At 67.3% G+C, this 19,796-nt stretch carries 16 protein-coding genes; 10 read left to right on the top strand and 6 right to left on the bottom strand.

What is annotated here, in order from left to right; translation table 11 throughout:
* The first annotated feature begins 18 nt into the window (after nucleotides 1–18).
* The 5 genes from A2G96_RS19465 to A2G96_RS19445 all read left to right on the top strand — a co-directional run bounded on the left by A2G96_RS19465 (nucleotide 19) and on the right by A2G96_RS19445 (nucleotide 5,847).
* The gene (locus A2G96_RS19465) at nucleotides 19–609 is read left to right on the top strand and encodes a YceI family protein (RefSeq protein WP_062801692.1); all 591 of its coding nucleotides are present in this window, start codon (nucleotides 19–21) and stop codon (nucleotides 607–609) included.
* A gap of 348 nt (nucleotides 610–957) precedes the next feature.
* Nucleotides 958–2,361, top strand: coding sequence for a class I SAM-dependent methyltransferase (locus tag A2G96_RS19460; protein WP_062801691.1), 1,404 nt, complete (start codon nucleotides 958–960; stop codon nucleotides 2,359–2,361).
* 4 nt (nucleotides 2,362–2,365) lie between these two features.
* Entirely contained in the window at nucleotides 2,366–3,703 is a 1,338-nt protein-coding gene (locus tag A2G96_RS19455) for a sensor histidine kinase (RefSeq protein ID WP_062801690.1), read from the top strand.
* A 6-nt stretch (nucleotides 3,704–3,709) separates the two neighbouring features.
* Nucleotides 3,710–4,840: a hybrid sensor histidine kinase/response regulator gene (locus A2G96_RS19450; protein WP_062801689.1), complete on the top strand. Its 1,131-nt coding sequence runs from the start codon at nucleotides 3,710–3,712 to the stop codon at nucleotides 4,838–4,840.
* On the top strand, nucleotides 4,840–5,847 hold the full coding sequence (locus tag A2G96_RS19445) for a response regulator (protein ID WP_062801688.1): 1,008 nt from the start codon (nucleotides 4,840–4,842) through the stop codon (nucleotides 5,845–5,847). The genes A2G96_RS19450 and A2G96_RS19445 overlap by 1 nt, the downstream gene beginning before the upstream one ends.
* A 69-nt stretch (nucleotides 5,848–5,916) precedes the next feature.
* Here A2G96_RS19445 and secF read toward each other — a convergent pair whose 3' ends face one another.
* The 5 genes from secF to queA all read right to left on the bottom strand — a co-directional run bounded on the left by secF (nucleotide 5,917) and on the right by queA (nucleotide 11,755).
* Nucleotides 5,917–6,888, bottom strand: coding sequence for a protein translocase subunit SecF (gene secF / locus A2G96_RS19440; protein ID WP_062801687.1), 972 nt, complete (start codon nucleotides 6,886–6,888; stop codon nucleotides 5,917–5,919).
* Nucleotides 6,889–6,929: 41 nt separating this feature from the next.
* Entirely contained in the window at nucleotides 6,930–8,801 is a 1,872-nt protein-coding gene (secD, locus tag A2G96_RS19435; protein ID WP_062801686.1) for a protein translocase subunit SecD, read from the bottom strand.
* A gap of 216 nt (nucleotides 8,802–9,017) precedes the next feature.
* Nucleotides 9,018–9,344: a preprotein translocase subunit YajC gene (gene yajC / locus A2G96_RS19430; protein ID WP_012353816.1), complete on the bottom strand. Its 327-nt coding sequence runs from the start codon at nucleotides 9,342–9,344 to the stop codon at nucleotides 9,018–9,020.
* 187 nt (nucleotides 9,345–9,531) lie between these two features.
* Nucleotides 9,532–10,662 (bottom strand): tRNA guanosine(34) transglycosylase Tgt, encoded by a 1,131-nt coding sequence (gene tgt / locus A2G96_RS19425; protein WP_062801685.1) that lies wholly within the window; start codon nucleotides 10,660–10,662, stop codon nucleotides 9,532–9,534.
* A 16-nt stretch (nucleotides 10,663–10,678) separates the two neighbouring features.
* Nucleotides 10,679–11,755: a tRNA preQ1(34) S-adenosylmethionine ribosyltransferase-isomerase QueA gene (gene queA, locus A2G96_RS19420; protein ID WP_062802248.1), complete on the bottom strand. Its 1,077-nt coding sequence runs from the start codon at nucleotides 11,753–11,755 to the stop codon at nucleotides 10,679–10,681.
* 239 nt (nucleotides 11,756–11,994) lie between these two features.
* Here queA and recG point away from each other — a divergent pair, with 239 nt between their 5' ends.
* The 5 genes from recG to ubiA all read left to right on the top strand — a co-directional run bounded on the left by recG (nucleotide 11,995) and on the right by ubiA (nucleotide 18,770).
* Nucleotides 11,995–14,196 (top strand): ATP-dependent DNA helicase RecG, encoded by a 2,202-nt coding sequence (recG, locus tag A2G96_RS19415; protein WP_062801684.1) that lies wholly within the window; start codon nucleotides 11,995–11,997, stop codon nucleotides 14,194–14,196.
* Nucleotides 14,197–14,315: 119 nt separating this feature from the next.
* Nucleotides 14,316–15,266 carry a LysR substrate-binding domain-containing protein gene (locus A2G96_RS19410; protein WP_062801683.1) on the top strand — a complete coding sequence of 317 codons (951 nt, stop codon included), beginning with the start codon at nucleotides 14,316–14,318 and terminating at the stop codon, nucleotides 15,264–15,266.
* A gap of 407 nt (nucleotides 15,267–15,673) precedes the next feature.
* Nucleotides 15,674–17,116, top strand: coding sequence for a catalase (locus A2G96_RS19405; RefSeq protein ID WP_062801682.1), 1,443 nt, complete (start codon nucleotides 15,674–15,676; stop codon nucleotides 17,114–17,116).
* Between the two features lie 169 nt (nucleotides 17,117–17,285).
* Entirely contained in the window at nucleotides 17,286–17,771 is a 486-nt protein-coding gene (locus tag A2G96_RS19400) for a Dps family protein (protein ID WP_012353810.1), read from the top strand.
* Nucleotides 17,772–17,912: 141 nt separating this feature from the next.
* Nucleotides 17,913–18,770: a 4-hydroxybenzoate octaprenyltransferase gene (gene ubiA / locus A2G96_RS19395; protein ID WP_062801681.1), complete on the top strand. Its 858-nt coding sequence runs from the start codon at nucleotides 17,913–17,915 to the stop codon at nucleotides 18,768–18,770.
* Between the two features lie 187 nt (nucleotides 18,771–18,957).
* Here the strand turns inward: ubiA and proC are convergent, their stop codons facing one another.
* Nucleotides 18,958–19,794, bottom strand: a complete 837-nt coding sequence (gene proC, locus A2G96_RS19390) for a pyrroline-5-carboxylate reductase (RefSeq protein WP_062801680.1) — start codon at nucleotides 19,792–19,794, stop codon at nucleotides 18,958–18,960.
* Nucleotides 19,795–19,796: the final 2 nt, after the last annotated feature.

Genomic DNA, 19,796 nt, shown 5'->3' with positions numbered 1-19,796 from the left:
GATTTGTCGGGAGACACCATGAAACTGCGTTCCCTCGTTGCCGCCGTCGCGGCCGTTTCCGCAACCGCCGCCTTCGGCGTGGCTTCGGCCAACACCGTGACGTACAACCTCGATCCGACCCATACCTATCCCAGCTTCGAGGCCGACCACCTGGGCGGCCTGTCGACCTGGCGCGGCAAGTTCGACAAGTCCAGCGGCGTGGTGACGCTGGACCGCGCCGCCAAGGCGGGCTCGGTCGAGGTCAACATCGACCCGGCTTCGATCGATTTCGGCAATGCCAAGCTGAACCAGCACGCCAAGGGCCCGGATATGTTCGACGTGCAGGCCTTCCCCGAGGCCACCTACAAGGGCAAGTTCTCCAAGTTCAAGGGCGACGTGCCGACCGAGGTCGACGGCGTGCTGACGCTGCGCGGCGTGTCCAAGCCGGTCAAGCTGGAAATCCGCGAGTTCAAGTGCATCCAGCACCCGATGCTCAAGCGCGAAGCCTGCGGCGCCGACGCCGTGGGCCAGTTCAACCGGACCGATTTCGGCCTGGACTATGGCGTCAAGATGGGCTTCAAGCCCGAAGTCAAGCTCGCCATCCAGGTGGAAGGCGTGCGCGCCGACTGAGCGCGCGGCCCGCTACGGCGGGCAAACCGCTGTCAAGGCCGGCCCATGCCGGCCTTTTTTGTTGCCTTACCCCGTGCGGGGGGCTGCCGGGGCACTTTGTTGTGCGAGTTGCGACGGGCACAGTACAATGGCCGCGGCAATCCACCATGATCCGGGGTATTGCGACTCCTGCCACGGCGGGGGGCAGCCATGCCCGCAACTGGCCTGAGCGCATCACTATGAGCATTCGCTGCATGTCCCGATACCGGTAGCCATTCCCGCGACCCCCTCGCCCCTCATGCTGTACCCGGCCGTTCCGCCCTGGCTGTATGGCCCGCAGCGTTTCCCGGTTTTCCCTGGCGCTATACCGTGTACTCCAAAACGCAAATCGATCCGGTAGTTAGTTTCCGCAACTCGCAGGGCGAGCAGGTGCGGGGCACCATCGTCAATCTCCAGAGAAAGTCTCTGGTGATGGAGATTTACAACCCGTATTCGATCGTGCAGGTCAGCGAGGTGCTGAGCGAGCTCAGCGTCCGCATGGGCGCGAAGAACGCGTATCTCGGCAAGGCGGTGGTGATGAGCCTGGTCAACACCGGCCTGACCGCGGTGGTGTCGCTGACGCTGATCGACGAATGGCTGGAGCTGAGCAACCTCGACGACGAGCCCAAGTCGGTGGCGCGCGAATCGCTGCAGTTCGTGCAGGACTGGGAGAAGCGCTTCAATATCCGCCGCGACTACCAGATCGTCGTCAACGAGATGCGCGCGTTCCTGTCCGAGGTGTCGCGCTGGGTCGAGCAGGTCGACATGACCAGCACGCTGCCCAAGGAAGGCGATACCCTGCGCATGGACGTGTTCGAGGAACTGGCCACGCCGATCGCGCTGAAGATCCGTGAATATTCCGCGCGGCTCGACGGCGAAGCGGCGCATGTGCCGGAAGAAGACACGGTGATGCACCGCACCTTCACCCAGGCGGCGCTGCATCCGTTGTTGCTGCGCTCGCCGTTCGTGTTCCGCACCTACACCAAGCCGCTGGGCTATGCCGGCGACTACGAGATGGTCAACCAGATCCTGTCGGATCCGCGCCAGGGGCCCAGCACCTACTTCCAGATCGTCAATGCGACCTTCCTGCAGTCGTCGGTAGCCGCTGCGCATCGCAACCGCATCGACCTGCTGGTGGATTTCCTGGCGCGCATGGCCGACCAGGCGCGGGCCGCGGGCAAGCCGTTCCGGCTGCTTAACGTAGGCTGCGGCCCGGCGGTGGAGATCAACCGCTTCATTACCGAATATCCCGAGCCGCACTGGCTCTCGTTTCAGCTGCTCGACTTCAGCCAGGAAACGCTCGATTACGCCCGCGAGCGCATCAACGAGAGCTGCCGCAAGGCCAACGCCAGGGTCGAGGTGGAGTATGTCCACCACTCCGTGCATGAGCTGCTCAAGCGCCGCATCGATCCGGACCCGTCGCTGCGAGAGTTCGACGGCGTCTATTGCGCCGGCCTGTTCGACTACCTGTCCGACCGGGTCTGCGCGCGCCTGCTCAGCTATTTCTCCACGCGCACCCACCCCGAGGGGCGCATCCTGGCCACCAACGTCCACGTCAACAACCCGGAACGGTACAGCATGGAACATATGCTGGAGTGGTACCTGATCTATCGTGACGAGGCCGGCATGGCGTCGCTGCTGCCGTCCAATACGCGCGACAGCCGAACCTATGCCGACCCGACCGGCGTCAATGTGTTCGTGGAAGCGGTAGTGACCGAGCCGGCCAAGGCCTGACACCATGCTCAAACGGACCGCGAGCAGGTATTCCCCGTACGAGGCCGACCTGCGCGAATTCCGCCTGGTATCGAGCCGGGCCGGCGCGCTGACGGCCATCGTGCTGGTGATGGCCGGGGTCGGGCTCGACTACGGCATCTATCCCGGGCACCAGCTGCAGTTCTTCGTCGCGCGCCTGGTGGTGTCGGCCCTGATCGGGCTGATCCTGCTGATGCTGATCAACGAGGCCGGCAGGCGCTTCGTGCAGCCGCTGACGCTGGCATGGCTGCTGCTGCCGCAGATGATGATCGCGTGGATGATCGCCACCACCGACGGCGCGGCATCGATCTACTATGCGGGCCTGAACCTGGTCATCTTCGCGGTCGGGATCGCCATGCCGATGGGCTTGTGGCAGACCATCGGCTTCGGCGTGGTGACCTACCTGATGTACCTGGCCGCCTGCCTGGTCCACCCCGACGGGCTGGCGCAGCGCGCTCACTTTATCGTCAATTCGCTGTTCATCCTGTTTTCGATCGTGGCCAGCGCGGTCTACACCTTCATGAACGAGCGCGGGCATTTCCACCTGATCCGCCTGAAGGAAGAGCTGGCGCGCAAGAACGAGGAACTGGCCGACATCAACCGGCGCCTGGCCGACATCAAGGGCCAGATGCTGCAGCAGGAAAAGATGGCCGCCATCGGCACGCTGGCCGCGGGGCTGCTGCACGAGGTCAACAACCCGGTCAACTTCTGCCTGATGGCGATCGAAGTGGCGATGGAAGAGCCGCCAGCGAAGGAGAGTCCGGCGCTCGAAGAATGCCTGGTCGACGCCAAGCAGGGCATGCAGCGCATCCAGCATATCGTTTCCGACCTGAAGACTTTTGCCTACCGCAAACCTGGCGCCGAGGTCGAAGGCACGCCGTTCCTGTTCGAGAAGGCGCTCGATTCGTCGCAGCGCCTGACCGCGCACGAGCTGCGCGGCGTCACCCTGACGCGCGAGCTGGCCCCCGACACCCTGGTGCTCGGCGACGAGGCCGCCATCATCGGCGTGCTGATCAACCTGTTCTCGAACGCCGCGCTGGCCATGCGCAAGGCCGGCACGGTTGCGCCGGCGATCCACACCACGGCGCGGTGGGACAACCATCGTCTCCATGTCACCGTGCGCGACAACGGCCCCGGCATCCCGAAGGAAAACCTGGCGCGCGTGTTCGAGCCGTTCTTCACCACGCGCGAGGTGGGGCAGGGGCTAGGCCTGGGCCTGTCGATCAGCTACGCGGTGATCGAGCGCCATGGCGGGCAATTGTTTGCCGAGAGCGAGCTCGGCCAGTGGACCGCCTTCAGCTTCGACCTGCCGCGTGCGGAGTAACCAGCCATGAGCGATGTCCTGCAGGCGCGGCCCGCCATCCTCTACGTCGATGACGAGGACATGGCGCGCAAGTACTTCGCCCGCGTGGTCGGCACCGACTATGAGGTGCTGCTGGCCGGCAGCGCCGACGAAGCCATGTCGGTGCTGCGCTCCGATCCCGCCCGCGTTGCCATTCTCGTGACCGACTTCCGCATGCCCGGGCGCGATGGCGGCGTGCTGCTGCGGCAGGTGGCTCAGGCCTATCCGCAGGTGGTGCGCATCCTGGTCACGGCCTATGCCGACAAGGACGTGCTGCTGCAGACCGTCAACAGCGGCGAGATCTTCCAGATCCTGGAAAAACCGCTGAGCGTGAGCAACCTGCGCGACGTGCTGGCGCGGGCCGCCGAGCGCCATCGCGAACGCACGCTGCGCCAGCACCGGCTGATGGCGATCGACGAGACCCTGGCCTTCCTGGCCCACGAGCTGAACACGCCGCTGGCAGCCATCGCCAATTTCGCGCGCGGCATCAGCGGCCGCGTGGCGGGCGAATACAGCGCCCAGCGCCAGAATGAAATCGGCCAGGCCGCCAGCGCCATGCATGACAACGCCCAGTATTGCCTGGCGGTGCTGTCGTCGTTCCTGCAATCGGTGCGCGACAGCGCCGGCAGCGCCCCGGCCCGGCGCGGCACCGGCAACGAGGTCCGTGCCGGCGCGCTGGTGTCCGCGCTGCTGGACAGCTATCCCTTCGTGGGTGACCAGCGTAGCTGGGTGGAAGTGGACCTGCAGGGAGATTTTCCGGTGCAGACCTTGCCCAACTGCGTGGCGCTGGTGCTGTCGTCGGTGATGAGCAATGCGCTGCGCGCGCTGGCCGATGTCCGTGCGCCGTCGCTGCGCTTCGTCGTGACGGCGCAGCCGCATGCTGAAATCCGCATCTGCGACAACGGCCCCGGTATCCCGCCCGAGGTGATGGACCGGCTCCTGGTCGATCCGGTCACCACCCACGCCAATGCCGGCGGCAGCGGCCTGGGCATGATTTTCTGCAACCGCGTCATGCAGTCCTTTGGCGGCGGGATCCGGATCGAATCCGCATCCGGCGCCGGCACGACGGTGACGCTGGACTTTCCAAGTTTCAAGAGTCGAACGCACAGGAGTGAGTAATGACCGAACCGATTGCCACCCAGGCACCACCCCCGGCGATTCTGTTCGTCGATGACGAGGCCACCGCCGTCAAATATTTCCAGCGGGCCATCGGCGCGCTGGCGCCGGTGGTGACTGGCGGCTCGGTGGAGGAGGGCAAGGCGCTGCTCGACGCCCATGCCGACAGCCTGGCGGTACTGGTGTCGGACCAGCGCATGCCGGGCGAGTATGGCAACGAACTGCTGCGTTACGCGCGCGAGCGCTACCCGCATATCGTGCGCATCCTGACCACCGCGTATTCGGAGCTCGACCAGACCGTCGAGGCGGTGAACCAGGGGCAGATCCACCGCTATATCAAGAAGCCGTGGGACATCACCGCGCTGCGCATGGAGCTCAAGCAGGCGCTGGAACTGGCGGGGCTGCGCAAGGAGCGCGATCAGCTGATCCGCGAGAAGCTGTCGGTGCTGCAGACCCAGACCGTGGCCTCGCGCATCGGCATGGTGCACGCGCTGTGCGCCAGCCTGATCGGCCCGGGCCGCTTCCAGCCGGTGGAAACTTACCTCGCCGCAGTCGACCTGGCCGGCGCGGGCAGTGTCGATCCGGACTGGCAGCGCATGGACTACGCCGACCTGGTGCGCGCCGAGGCCGAACGCAGCGGCAGCTTCGGGCATGCGGTCGGCACGCGCCTGGCGCAATTGCGCGCCGCCCACGCCGGAAAGGGGGCGGCGGACGCCGCCGCGGTGATCGCCGATGCGCTCGGCAGCGAAGTGGTGCGCCGCGACGGCGACGCCGTGGTGTGGACCGCGCCGGCCACGCTGGCCGAGTTCCTGGCGCAGCCGGTGGGTTCGCCGGTGTCGGCGCCGCACGCAGGCTGGCTGGCCAGCCTGCTGTGGCTGGAAGAGGCGGGTGGCGCGGTCAGGCTGGTGCGCGACGGCGACACCATCGTCTGCCGCGCCGCCCCGCGCAGCGAGAGCTTCGCCGCCGACCGCCTGGCCGCGTGGATCGAGCGCTTCTCGATGCCGGCCTGAGTTTTTCCGGCCCGGCCATGAAAAACGGCGCCCCGCGGGGCGCCGTTCTGTTTTGCGGCAGGGCAGGGCTCAGGCCTGCGCGCCGTAGTTGGGGTCGTTGCGGTCGGTCGACTCGCCCTTCTTCTCGCCCTTGACCAGGTCTTCGCGCTTCACGCCCAGCCACATCGCCAGCGCCGCCGCGACGAACACCGACGAGTAGATGCCGAACAGGATGCCCACCGTCAGCGCCAGCGCGAAGTAGTGCAGCGTCGGGCCGCCAAAGAAGAACATCGACAGCACCATCATTTCGGTCGAGCCGTGGGTGATGATGGTGCGGGACATGGTGCTGGTGATGGCGTGGTCGATGACCTCGTGGGTGGTCATCTTGCGGTACTTGCGGAAGGCCTCGCGGATCCGGTCGAAGATCACCACCGATTCGTTGACCGAGTAGCCCAGCACCGCCAGGATCGCCGCCAGCACCGACAGCGAGAATTCCCACTGGAAGAAGGCGAAGAAGCCCAGGATGATGACGATGTCGTGCAGGTTGGCGATGATGCCCGCCACCGCGAACTTCCATTCGAAGCGGAACGACAGGTAGATCACGATGCCCGCCACCACGCACAGCAGCGCCAGCAGGCCGTCGGTGGCCAGCTCCTTGCCGACCTGCGGGCCGACGAACTCGACGCGCTGCAGCTTGACCTCAGGCGCCGCCGCGCTCAGCGCGCCCATCACCTGCTCGCTCTGCTGCGCCGAGGTCACGGGCTTGCCGTCCGGCCCCTTTTGCAGCGGCAGGCGGATCATCACGTCGCGCGAGGTGCCGAAGTTCTGCACCTGCACGTCGGTGTAGCCCAGCTTGCCCACCTGGCCGCGGATCTTTTCCAGGTCGGCCGCCTGCTGGTAGCTGACCTCCATCACCGTGCCGCCGGTGAATTCGATCGACAGGTGCAGGCCCTTTTGCCAGAGGAAGAACACGGCCGCGGCAAACGTCAGGAAGGAAATCACGTTGAAGATCAACGCGTGCTTCATGAACGGAATGTCGCGCCGGATGCGGAAGAATTCCATGTTGAATCCTGTTCTGTACTACGTGTTGTGCCGCGGGCCGCTTACTTGGCGACCGGCGTGTCGGTGGTATTGCCCGGCTTCCAGATCTGGCCGATGGCCACGCTCTGCAGCTTCTTCTTGCGGCCGTACCAGAGGTTGACCAGGCCGCGGTTGAAGAACACCGCCGAGAACATCGAGGTCAGGATGCCCAGGCAGTGCACCACGGCGAAGCCGCGCACCGGGCCCGAGCCGAACGCCAGCAGCGCCAGGCCGGCGATCAGCGTGGTCACGTTGGAGTCCAGGATGGTGGCCCAGGCGCGGTCGAAACCGACCGCGATCGCCATCTGCGGCGACGCGCCGGCGCGCAGTTCCTCGCGGATGCGCTCGTTGATCAGCACGTTGGCGTCGATGGCCATGCCCAGCACCAGCGCGATGGCGGCGATGCCCGGCAGCGTCAGCGTGGCCTGCAGCATCGACAGCACCGCGATCAGCAGCAGCAGGTTGACGCCCAGCGCGACCACCGAGAACACGCCGAACAGCATGTAGTACAGGATCATGAACACGCCGATGGCGGCAAAGCCGTAGGCGACCGAATCGAAGCCCTTCTCGATGTTGTCGGCACCCAGCGACGGGCCGATGGTGCGCTCTTCGATGATCTCCATCGGCGCGGCCAGCGAGCCGGCGCGCAGCAGCAGCGCCAGGTCGTTGGCGGCTTCGGTGGAGTAGGAGCCGGTGATCTGGAAGCTCGAGCCCAGTTCGGACTGGATCGTCGCCACCGTCAGCACTTCGCCCTTGCCCTTCTCGAACAGCACGATCGCCATCGGCTTCTTCAGGTTCTCGCGCGAGACATCGCGCAGCACGCGGCCGCCCTGGGCGTCGAGCTTGATGTTGACCGAAGGCTGCTGGTTCTGGTCGAAGCCGGCCGAGGCGCTTTCGATGCGGTCGCCGGTGAAGATCACCTGCTTCTTCAGCACCACCGGGGCGCCGTTGCCTTGCGTGAACAGTTCGCTGCCGAACGGGATCGGGTCGCCCGGGCGCGGGCTGCGCGGCGCGTCGTTGTCGACCAGGCGGGCTTCCAGCGTGGCGGTGCGGCCGATGATGTCCTTGGCCTTGGCGGTGTCCTGCACGCCCGGCAGCTGCACCACGATGCGGTCGGCGCCTTGCTGCTGGATCACCGGCTCGGCCACGCCGAGTTCGTTGACGCGGTTGTGCAGCGTGGTGATGTTCTGCTTGACCGCGGCGTCCTGCACGGCGCGGCGGGCGGCTTCGGTGAAGGTGCCGACGATGTTGTTGCCGTCCATGGCGAAGGCCACTTCGCGCAGGTTGTCGGTCAGCAGCGCGCGCGCGCGGCCGGCGTCGTCGGCGTTGTTGAAGCGCACCGTCAGGCGTTCGCCGTCGCGGTCGATGCCGCCGTGGCGGATGTTCTTGTCGCGCAGCAGCGTGCGCGCGTCGCCGGCCAGGCTGTCGAGCTTCTTGTCGACCGCGCCCTTCATGTCGACCTGCAGCAGGAAGTGCACGCCGCCGCGCAGGTCCAGGCCCAGGTACATCGGCAGCGCGTGCAGCGAGGTCAGCCAGCGCGGCGAGCCCGACAGCAGGTTCAGCGCGACCACGTAGGCGGGGTCGGACGCGTCCGGGTTCAGCGCGCGCGACAGCACGTCCTTGGCCTTGAGCTGCTCGTCGGTGGTGCGGAAGCGCGCCTTGACCGAGCCCGACTGGCCGGAAATATCGAAGAAGACGCCGTCGGGCTGCAGCTGGTTCTGCGCCAGGATCTCTTCGACCTGCTTCTGCATCGACAGGTCGACCTTGACCGTGGCCTTGCCCGAGGACACCTGCACGGCAGGCGCCTCGCCGAAGAAGTTCGGCAAGGTGTAGATGATGCCGATGGCCAGCGCCACCAGGATCACGAGGTATTTCCAAAGCGGATAACGATTCATCTCGGGCCAGTCATTCAGCGGTTGGCGGGGCCGGCGCAGGCGTGGCGCGCCACGTCGGCGGGGCCGAACCGGTTTGGCAAACAGCCGCCTGGCAGCCGCGGAGCGAAGCCGTGGGGCTTACACGGGCTTCGTCGGGCTGGATCAGGCGGCTGCCGGGGCATGCGCGAACGGGCATGCCGGAAAAGACAAAGGCGGGAGTCGCGAGCGATCCGGGGATCAGAGCGCCTTCAGCGAGCCCTTGGGCAGCACCGTGGTCACGGCATTCTTCTGCACCGTGATCTCGGTGCCTTCGGCGATTTCCAGGCTGACGTACTGGTCGGTGACCTTGGTCACGCGGCCCAGGATGCCGCCGGCGGTGACGACTTCGTCGTTCTTGGCCAGCGCTTCGAGCATTGCCTTGGCTTCCTTCTGGCGCTTCATCTGCGGGCGGATCATGATGAACCACAGCACACCAAACATCAGGATGATGGGCAGGAAGCTCATCAGGCCGCCAGCCGCGCCGCCGGCACCGGCGGTCTGGGCAAATGCGTTAGAAATCAGCACGTTGATTCTCCGTCACAAAAGTCAGTCAATTAATCGAACATTCTACCATTCGCACCCGGCCCGCCCTTGGCATTCTAGGGCGGAATACGGGTTTGTTCGGGGTGATGCCGGGGCGACTCACAGCTTGCATGGAAATGACCCCGCTATTCGACCGGCACGGCCGCGAAAGTTCTCGAACCGGCCGCCGTTACTGCGTGCCGCGCGCCCGGTCGGCGGCGAACTGGCGGCGGAAGTCGGTAAAGCGGTGCTGCTCGATCGCCTCGCGCACCTCGCGCATCAGCTGCAGGTAGTAGTGCAGGTTGTGGATCGTGTTCAGGCGCGCGCCTAGGATCTCGCCGACGCGGTGCAGGTGGTGCAGGTAGGCGCGCGAGAAATTGCGGCAGGTGTAGCAGGCGCAGCTCTCGTCGAGCGGGGGCGGGTCGTTGCGGTGCGCGGCGTTCTTGATCTTGACGTCGCCGTAGCGGGTGAAGAGCCAGCCGTTGCGCGCGTTGCGGGTCGGCATCACGCAGTCGAACATGTCGACCCCGGCGGCGACGCCGGCGACCAGGTCCTCGGGCGTGCCCACGCCCATCAGGTAGTGCGGCTTGTTGGCCGGCAGGCGCGGCGCCACGTGTTCCAGCACGCGCATCATGTCTTCCTTGGGCTCGCCCACCGACAGCCCGCCGATGGCAAAGCCATGGAAGTCCAGCTCGGACAGCCCCGCCAGCGACTCGTCGCGCAGGTCTTCGTACATGCCGCCCTGGACGATGCCGAACAGCGCGTTCGGGTTGGCCAGCCGCTCGAATTCATCGCGCGAACGTTTGGCCCAGCGCAGGCTCATGCGCATCGACTTGGCCGCTTCCTCGTGCGTGGCGGGACGGCCGTCGATCTCGTACGGGGTGCATTCGTCGAACTGCATGACGATGTCGGAATTCAGCGTGCGCTGGATCTGCATCGAGATCTCGGGCGACAGGAACAGCTTGTCGCCATTGACCGGCGACGCAAAGGTGACGCCATCCTCGGTGATCTTGCGCAGATCGCCCAGCGAAAACACCTGGAAGCCGCCGGAGTCGGTCAGGATCGGTTTGTCCCAGCCGATAAAGCGGTGCAGGCCGTCATGGGCATTGACCACGTCCAGACCCGGGCGCAGCCACAGGTGGAAGGTGTTGCCCAGGATGATCTGTGCGCCGATCTCGTTCAGTTCCAGCGGCGACATCGCCTTGACCGAGCCATAGGTACCCACCGGCATGAAGATCGGCGTTTCGACCACGCCGTGGTTCAGCGTGACGCGGCCGCGGCGGGCGTTGCCGTCGGTGGTGAGGAGTTCGAAGTTGAGCATGTCGGATAGTCTGAGATCAGGCCGCCGCCGCGGCCGCGGCGTCCGGCTGGCGGGTCAGCAGCATGGCGTCGCCGTAGCTGAAGAAGCGGTAGCGCTGCTCGACCGCATGGCGGTAGGCGGCGCGGATGGCTTGCACCCCGGCCAGCGCCGACACCAGCATCAGCAGCGTCGACTTGGGCAGGTGGAAGTTGGTGATCAGCGCGTCGACCAGGCGGAAGCGGTAGCCGGGCGTGATGAAGATATCGGTGTCGCCGCTGCCCGCGGCGAGCGTGCCGTCGGGCTGCGCGGCCGATTCCAGCGCGCGCAGCGAGGTGGTGCCGACCGCGATCACGCGGCCGCCGCGCGCGCGCGTGTCGCGCACCGCCTGCGCCAGCTCTTCGGAGATCGCGTACCACTCCGAATGCATCTTGTGCTCGGCCAGGTTCTCGGTGCGCACCGGCTGGAAGGTGCCGGCGCCCACATGCAGCGTCAGGAAGGCGCGGCGCACGCCCGCGGCATCGAGCCGGGCGAACAGCGCGTCGTCGAAATGCAGGCCGGCGGTGGGCGCGGCCACCGCGCCCGGGCTGCGCGCGTAGACGGTCTGGTAGCGGGTCTCGTCGTAGGCGTCCGGGTCGTGCGTGATATACGGCGGCAGCGGCGGGCGGCCGTAGCGCTCGATCAGGTCCAGCGCCGGCTCGGGGAAGCGCAGCGTAAAGAACTGGTCCACGCGCGGGCCCACGGTCACGGCAAAGGCATCGTCGGCCAGGTGCAGGGCGCTGCCTTCGGCCGGCGTCTTGGACGCGCGCACCTGGGCCAGCACGGTATGGGTGTCGATCACACGCTCCACCAGCACCTCGACCTTGCCGCCGCTGGGCTTGTGGCCGAAGAAGCGGGCCTTGATCACGCGGGTGTCGTTGAACACCAGCAGGTCTTCCGGACGCAGGTAGTCGACGATGTCGCTGAAGGCGCGGTCGGCCATGCGCACCGCGTCGGCGGTGTCTTCAGGGGCGAGCCGTTCCACCACCAGCAGCCGGCTGGCGCTGCGGTCGGGCAGCGCGCTCTGGGCGATCAGTTCGGGCGGCAGCGGAAAGTCGAAATCGGAAAGCGTCAACATCGTGGGAGGGGCGGTCTGCGCGGTCTGCAGGGTGTGGCGGAGGTGCGCGCCGGGCATGGCGCGTCACTCCGCTGCCCGGTTTGGCAGCCGGCATGGGTACAATCGGCGAATCCGATATTGTAAGGCCACGGGCGCGCTTGCCGCCGGCCCGCGCGTGATACCGGCCATTACCGTCCATGCGCCGGCGCCGCGCCAGCCAGTACCGAAGCCCGCAGCGACCGCTGCCAACTTTTCCACCGATGCCCGGAACCGCCGCCGAACCGATCCAGGACCCTGCCGACGCCAGCGATGCCAATGGCGCCAAGGGCACGGCGGCGCCCGCGCGCGGCAAGGCGGGCGCGGCCAAGGGCAAGGCCGCAGGCTCGGGCGCATCCACCGCTGCCGCGCGGCTGGCCAAGCTGGGCCTGCGCCGACCGGTCGACCTGGTGCTGCACCTGCCGATGCGCTACGAGGACGAGACCACGGTGGTGCCGATCGCCGAGGCCATCCACCGTGCCGGGCTGGGGCTGCCGGCGCAGGTGGAAGGCGAGGTCGTCTCCAACGAGGTCACGTTCCGGCCGCGCCGCCAGCTGGTGGTGAAGCTTGCCGACGACAGCGGCGAGCTGACCCTGCGCTTCCTGAACTTCTACGGCAGCCAGACCAAGCAGATGGCCGAGGGCGTGCGCCTGCGCGTGCGCGGCGAGGTGCGCGGCGGCTTCTTCGGCGCCGAGATGGTCCATCCGACGGTGCGCCCGGTGCTGGCGGGCGAGGCGCTGCCCGACCGCCTGACGCCGGTGTACCCGTCCACCGCCGGCATTCCGCAGGCCTATTTGCGCAAGGCCATTGGCGGCGCGCTGGCGCGCACGCCCCTGCCCGAGACGCTGCCGCAGCCGGTGCTGAAGGGGCCGCTGGCGCGCCTGCAGCTGCGTCCGCTGGCCGACTGCCTGCGGCTGCTGCACGCGCCGCCGCCGCAGGAAAGCGAGGCCGCGCTGGCCGACCGCTCGCACCCGGCCTGGCAGCGCGTCAAGTTCGACGAACTGCTGGCGCAGCAGATCTCGCTGCGGCGCGCGCACGCGGCGCGCCGCGACAAGACCGCGCCAACCATGCCGCGCCGCGAGGGCGGGCTGCTGACGCGCTTCCTGGCGGCACTGCCGTTCCGGCTGACCGGCGCGCAGCAGCGCGTGGTCGGCGAAATCGCCGCCGACATGAGCCTGCCGCACCCGATGCACCGGCTGCTGCAGGGCGACGTCGGCAGCGGCAAGACCATTGTCGCCGCGCTGGCGGCGTGCCAGGCCATCGATGCCGGTTTCCAGGCGGCGCTGATGGCGCCGACCGAGATCCTGGCCGAGCAGCATTTCCGCAAGCTGTCGGCGTGGCTGGAGCCGCTGGGCGTGCCGGTGGCGTGGCTGGCCGGCAGCCAGAAGGCGCGCGACAAGCGCGCGGCGGTGGCGCGCGTGGAATCGGGTGAAGCCCAGCTGGTGATCGGCACCCATGCGCTGATCCAGGACACCGTGCGTTTTGCCAGGCTGGGGCTGTCGGTGGTCGACGAGCAGCACCGCTTCGGCGTGGCGCAGCGGCTGGCGCTGCGCGGCAAGGCCGGCGCGGCCGATGCACCGGTCGCGCTCAGCGCCGCCGAAACCGTGCCACACCAGCTGATGATGTCGGCCACGCCGATCCCGCGCACGCTCGCCATGACCTACTACGCCGACCTCGACGTCTCGGTGATCGACGAGCTGCCGCCGGGGCGCACGCCCATCGTCACGCGGCTGGTCAACGACGAGCGCCGCGACGAGGTGATCGGGCGCATCCATCATGCCGCCGCCGAAGGCCGCCAGGTCTACTGGGTGTGCCCGCTGATCGAGGAAAGCGAGGCGCTGCAGCTGCAGACCGCGGTCGAGACCTACGAGACCCTGGTGGCCGCGCTGCCGGACCTGCGCGTGGGCCTGGTGCACGGGCGCCTGCCGCCGGCGGAGAAGGCCGCGGTGATGGATGACTTCAGCGCCAACCGGCTGCAGGTGCTGGTGGCCACCACCGTGATCGAGGTCGGCGTGGACGTGCCCAATGCCTCGCTGATGGTGATCGAGCATGCCGAGCGCTTCGGCCTGGCGCAGCTGCACCAGCTGCGCGGCCGGGTCGGGCGCGGCAGCGCCGAATCGGTGTGCCTGCTGATGTACCAGGCGCCGCTGTCGCCCACCGCGCGCGAGCGCCTGGCGACCATGCGCGAGACCACCGACGGCTTCGAGATTGCGCGGCGCGACCTTGAGATCCGCGGCCCGGGCGAATTCCTGGGCGCGCGCCAGTCCGGCGAGGCGATGTTGCGCTTTGCCGACCTGCAGACCGATGCCTGGCTGGTCGAGTACGCCCAGGCGGCGGCCGAGCTGATGCTGGCGCACTATCCGGAAGCGGTCGAAGCGCACCTGTCGCGCTGGCTGGGTGGGCGCGAGCACTACCTGAAAGCCTGAATGACGTCTTTGGCCGGCTTTGTGGCGGAGCCTGCGCATACCGGCTCGCGTGAAGTGGGCACTCTGACAGATCCGACAATCGAAGGTAAAATCTATCGCCTACCCGGATTTGATAAGTCATGACGCTCACCGAACTCAAGTACATCGTCGCCGTGGCGCGCGAGCGCCATTTCGGCCGGGCCGCCGAAGCCTGCTTCGTGTCGCAGCCGACGTTGTCGGTCGCCATCAAGAAGCTGGAAGACGAACTCAACGTGCAGATCTTCGAGCGCGGCACCTCCGAGGTGTCGGTGACGTCGGTCGGCGAGCAGATCGTGGCGCAGGCCCAGCGTGTGCTGGAGCAGACCATGGCCATCCGCGAGATCGCCAAGCAGGGCAAGGACCCGCTGGCGGGGCCGCTGCGCGTGGGCGTGATCTATACCATCGGGCCGTACCTGCTGCCGTCGCTGGTCAAGCAGATGATCGACACCGTGCCGCAGATGCCGCTGATGCTGCAGGAGAACTACACCCACAAGCTGATCGAGCTGCTCAAGCAGGGCGAGATCGACTGCGCGGTGATGGCCGAGCCGTTCCCCGATTCGGGCCTGACGGTGCGCCCGCTCTATGACGAACCCTTTGTCGTGGCGGTGCCGCGCGGCCACCAGCTGGCGCAGGCGCACGCGGTCGATCCCGAGGAACTGAAGCAGCAGACCATGCTGCTGCTGGGCAGCGGCCACTGCTTCCGCGACCACGTGCTGGGCGTGTGCCCCGAGCTGTCGCGCTTTTCGCAGGCGGCCGACGGCATCCAGAAGACCTTCGAGGGCTCGTCGCTCGAGACCATCCGCCATATGGTGGCCAGCGGGGTCGGCATCACCGTGCTGCCGCGCACCTCGGTGCCCGACCTGAAGGCCAAGGGCGACATGCTGTCGTACGTGCCGTTTGCCGACCCAGTGCCAGACCGGCGCGTGGTGCTGGCCTGGCGCAAGAGCTTCACCCGCCTGCCGGCGATGGAAGCGCTGGCCAACGCCGTCGCCGCGTGCGACCTGCCCGGCGTGCGCAAGCTCGACGCCAAGGAACTGGCCGAAGCCGCCTGAGCGTCGCGTCGAAGAACTGTCAATGCAATGGCCGCAGCGGAGTTTCCGCTGCGGCCATTGTCGTTTTTGCTTCCCTGACCGGCTATTTCTGCGGCGCTGTCTTGGGGTGGTCACCTGCCGCTGGCATAAGTTTCACTAACCCCGGATAGATTTGACCTAATACATAGGTATAAATAATTAAATTCTCAATCTAATAGATAATTTGTAGACTGGATCCTGTCGATGCGGATGGCGTCGACGCAAGACAGGAACCGATGATGAGCACCAGCGCCCAGTCACTGACAACGACACCGACCCAGCCCCGTTTTTCCCTCCGCATGGGGCGCTGCCTGCTCGATTGCCTTGCCTGCTATGCCGCCGCGCACTGACGCGGCGTTCCCTTTCAGCCCACCCACAAAGAGGAAAAGATGAGCAAGAAGGACACTCTCACCACTGCTGCCGGCGCACCGGTCGCCGATAACCAGAACTCGCAGACCGCCGGCCCGCGCGGCCCGATGCTGCTGCAGGACGTCTGGTTCCTCGAAAAGCTGGCCCACTTCGACCGCGAAGTCATCCCCGAGCGCCGCGTCCACGCCAAGGGCTCCGGCGCCTACGGCACGCTGCGCATCACGCACGACATCACCAGGTACACCAAGGCCTCGGTGTTTGCCGAGATCGGCAAGGAAACGCCGCTGTTCATCCGCTTCTCCACCGTCGCCGGCGAACGCGGCGCGGCCGACGCCGAGCGCGACGTGCGCGGCTTCTCGATCAAGTTCTACACCGACGAAGGCAACTGGGACCTGGTCGGCAACAACACGCCGGTGTTCTTCGTGCGCGACCCGCTCAAGTTCCCCGACTTCATCCACACGCAGAAGCGCAACCCGCGCACCAACCTGCGCGACCCGATCGCGGTGTGGGACTTCTGGTCGCGCCATCCGGAATCGCTGCACCAGGTCACCATCCTGATGAGCGACCGCGGCCTGCCGCAGAACTACCGGCAGATGCATGGCTTCGGCTCGCACACGTATTCGTTCATCAACGCCAGTAACGAGCGCTTCTACGTCAAGTTCCACTTCAAGTCGCAGCAGGGCGTGGAGAACTGGACCAACGAGGAAGCCGCCAGGGTGGTGGCGAACGACCGCGAGAGCGCCCAGCGCGACCTGTTCGACAATATCGAGCGCGGCAACTTCCCGCGCTGGAACCTGCGCGTGCAGGTCATGCCGGAGGCCGAGGCGGCCAAATACCACATCAACCCGTTCGACCTGACCAAGGTCTGGCCGCACAAGGACTACCCGCTGATCGACGTGGGCGTGGTCGAGCTCAACCGCAACCCGGACAACTACTTTGCCGAGGTCGAGCAGGTGGCGATGAACCCGGCCAATATCGTGCCCGGCATCGGCTTCTCGCCCGACAAGATGCTGCAGGGGCGGCTGTTCTCGTATGGGGACACGCAGCGCTACCGCCTGGGCATCAACCACGCCCAGATCCCGGTCAATGCACCCAAATGCCCGTTCCACAACAGCTTCCACCGTGACGGCGCGATGCGCGTGGACGGCAACCAGGGCGGCAAGCTCAACTACGAGCCCAACCGCGAAGGCGCCTACGCCGCCAGCGAGCGCATGATCGAGCCGCCGCTGGCGCTCGACGGCGCCGCCGACCGCTGGGACCACCGCGTCGACACCGACTACTACAGCCAGCCCGGCGCGCTGTTCCGGCTGTTCGACGAGGGCCAGCGCCAGCGCCTGTTCGCCAATATCGCCGCGGCGATGCAGGGCGTGCCGGAGGCCATCGTGCGCGTGCAGCTGGAGCACTTCAGCAAGGCCGACCCGGCCTATGGCGAGGGCGTGAAGCGGGCGCTCAACCTGCAATAAGCGCGTGCAATAAGCGCCCGCCCGGCAACGGCCGCCCGGCACGGGGTTTGGCGGGACCGTTGCCCGGTGCAATAATGCGGGGTACCGCGCCGCCCGGCCCCCGAATCACCACGATTCGGCAAGCCCGGCGGCGCGCCTCGTGGCTATACCTGAACGGAGCGTATCTACCATGGCAAAGAAGAACGAGATGAGCGTGAATATCGGTATTTCCGACAAGGACCGCAAGAAGATCGCGGAAGGGCTGTCCAAGCTGCTGGCGGACACCTATACCCTCTACCTCAAGACCCACAACTTCCACTGGAACGTGACGGGTCCGATGTTCAATACGCTGCATCTGATGTTCGAGACCCAGTACAACGAGCTGGCACTGGCCGTGGACTCGATCGCCGAGCGTATCCGCGCGCTGGGCTACCCGGCCCCGGGCACCTACAAGGAATACGCGCGCCTGTCGTCGATCGCCGAGGAAGAGGGCGTGCCCGAGGCCACCGAAATGATCCGCAAGCTGGTCGAAGGGCAGGAAGCCGTGGTGCGCACCGCGCGCTCGATCTTCCCGGTGATCGACGCCGCCGGCGACGAGCCCTCGGCCGACCTGCTGACCCAGCGCATGCAGACGCATGAAAAGACCGCGTGGATGCTGCGCTCGATGCTGGCCTGAGGCCGGCCCGCTCTCCTGGCTGCCGCGCCCGCGGCGGCCGGCGCCGCGCGTCGCAGCCGTCCGGGCTGCGGCGCGTTTTCATTGAATCGCCCGCCCCGGATCCACGCCGTGCAGACCCTCTCGCCGTTGCCCCCGACCCCCATGCTTGAACGCCTTGCCCTCTACGCGCGCCTGGTGCGCATCGACAAGCCCATCGGCACGCTGCTGCTGCTGTGGCCGACGCTGTGGGCCATGTGGATGGCGGCGGACGGGCCGCCGCGCTGGGGCCTGTTCTGGATTTTCGTCGCGGGCACCTTCCTGATGCGCTCGGCCGGCTGCGCCATCAACGACTGGGCCGATCGCGACTTCGACAAGCACGTCAAGCGCACCCGCGAAAGGCCCCTGACGGCCGGCAAGATCGCCGCGTGGGAAGCGCTGGCGGTGGCCGCCGTGCTGGCGCTGGTGGCGTTTACGCTGGTGCTGCCGCTGAATGCGCTGACCAAGTGGCTGGCGGTGGTGGCGGCGGTGGTGGCGGGCACGTACCCGTTCTTCAAGCGCTTCTTTGCGATCCCGCAGGCCTACCTGGGGATCGCATTCGGCTTCGGCATCCCGATGGCGTTCGCCGCGATCCAGGACCAGGTGCCGCCGGTGGCGTGGCTGATGCTGGTGGCCAATGTGTTCTGGGCGGTGGCGTATGACACCGCCTATGCGATGGTCGATCGCGACGACGACCTGCTGATCGGCATGAAGACCTCGGCCATCACCTTCGGGCGCTTCGACGTGGCGGCGATCATGCTGTGCTACGCCGCGTTCTTTGCGCTGATGGCGTGGACGGGCGTGCTGCTCGGGCTGGGATGGCCGTACTGGGCGGGGCTGGTTGCCGCGGTCGGCTGTGCCGGCTACCACTACACGCTGATCCGCGAGCGTGACCGGATGCGGTGCTTCGCGGCGTTCCGGCACAACAACTGGCTGGGGGCCTGCGTGTTTGCGGGGACGGCGCTGGCGTATGCGGTGCGGTGATTGCTATCGGTGATTGCTACGCTGGCTGAGGGTTTGCTCCCCTCTCCCATTTATGGGAGAGGGGCGGGGGAGAGGGCCGGCGTGTCAACGGAGTGAGATGCCGGCGTCCTTGGCACACGCCTGCCCTCTCCCCCGGCCCCTCTCCCGCAGGCGGGCGAGGGGAGCTTGCTGCGGGCGTCCTGGTACTTCAATCCTTCCCGAACTCCGCCCCCATCTCCTTGCCGCGCGCCGCGGCCGCGTGCATCGCGCGCACGAAGGCATCGCCGATGCCGGAAGCTTCCATCGCGGTCAGCGCCGCATAGGTGGTGCCGCCCTTCGACGTCACGCGCTCGCGCAGCGTCGCTACCGGTTCGGGCGACTGCCCCGCCAGCGTGGCCGCGCCGCGGAAGGTTTCCACCGCGAGCTCGCGGCCCTGTTCGGCGCTCAGTCCCAGTTCGGTGGCGGCGCGCTGCATGGCCTCGATGAAATAGAACACGTAGGCCGGGCCGCTGCCGGAAATCGCGGTGACGGCGTCGATCTGGTCATCGCCATCGACCCACACGCACTTGCCGACGGCCTCGGCCACGGCGCTGGCGATCGCCCGGTCCCCGGCCGACAGCGCAGCCGGTGCCGCCAGCCCGGTCATGCCCATGCCCGACAGCGCCGGCGTATTCGGCATCGCGCGCACCACGCGGCTGCGCCCGCCCAGCCAGCGTTGCATGTCCTGCAGCCGGATGCCGGCGGCCACGCTGATCACCAGGTTGCCCGGGCCATCGGCCGGCAGGTGCGGCAGCAGCTGTGCAGCGGCGTCGCGGAACTGCTGCGGCTTGACCGCCAGCACCAGCACATCGCTGGCGCCGAAGGCGGCGTCCGGCGCCGCGGCCGCATGTACGCCGAGGTCGCGCGCCAGGCGCTGCTGCGCTTCCGGGAACGGGTCGACCACGCGGATCGCGCCGGCGGGCACGCCGCGTGCGATCAGGCCGCCGATCAGTGCGGAAGCCATGTTGCCGCCGCCAAGAAAACCGAAGGTGAGGGTGTCGAGCATGA

It is taken from the genome of Cupriavidus nantongensis (genome assembly GCF_001598055.1).
GTDB lineage: Bacteria > Pseudomonadota > Gammaproteobacteria > Burkholderiales > Burkholderiaceae > Cupriavidus > Cupriavidus nantongensis.
This window is presented reverse-complemented; position numbering and strand designations above follow the sequence as displayed.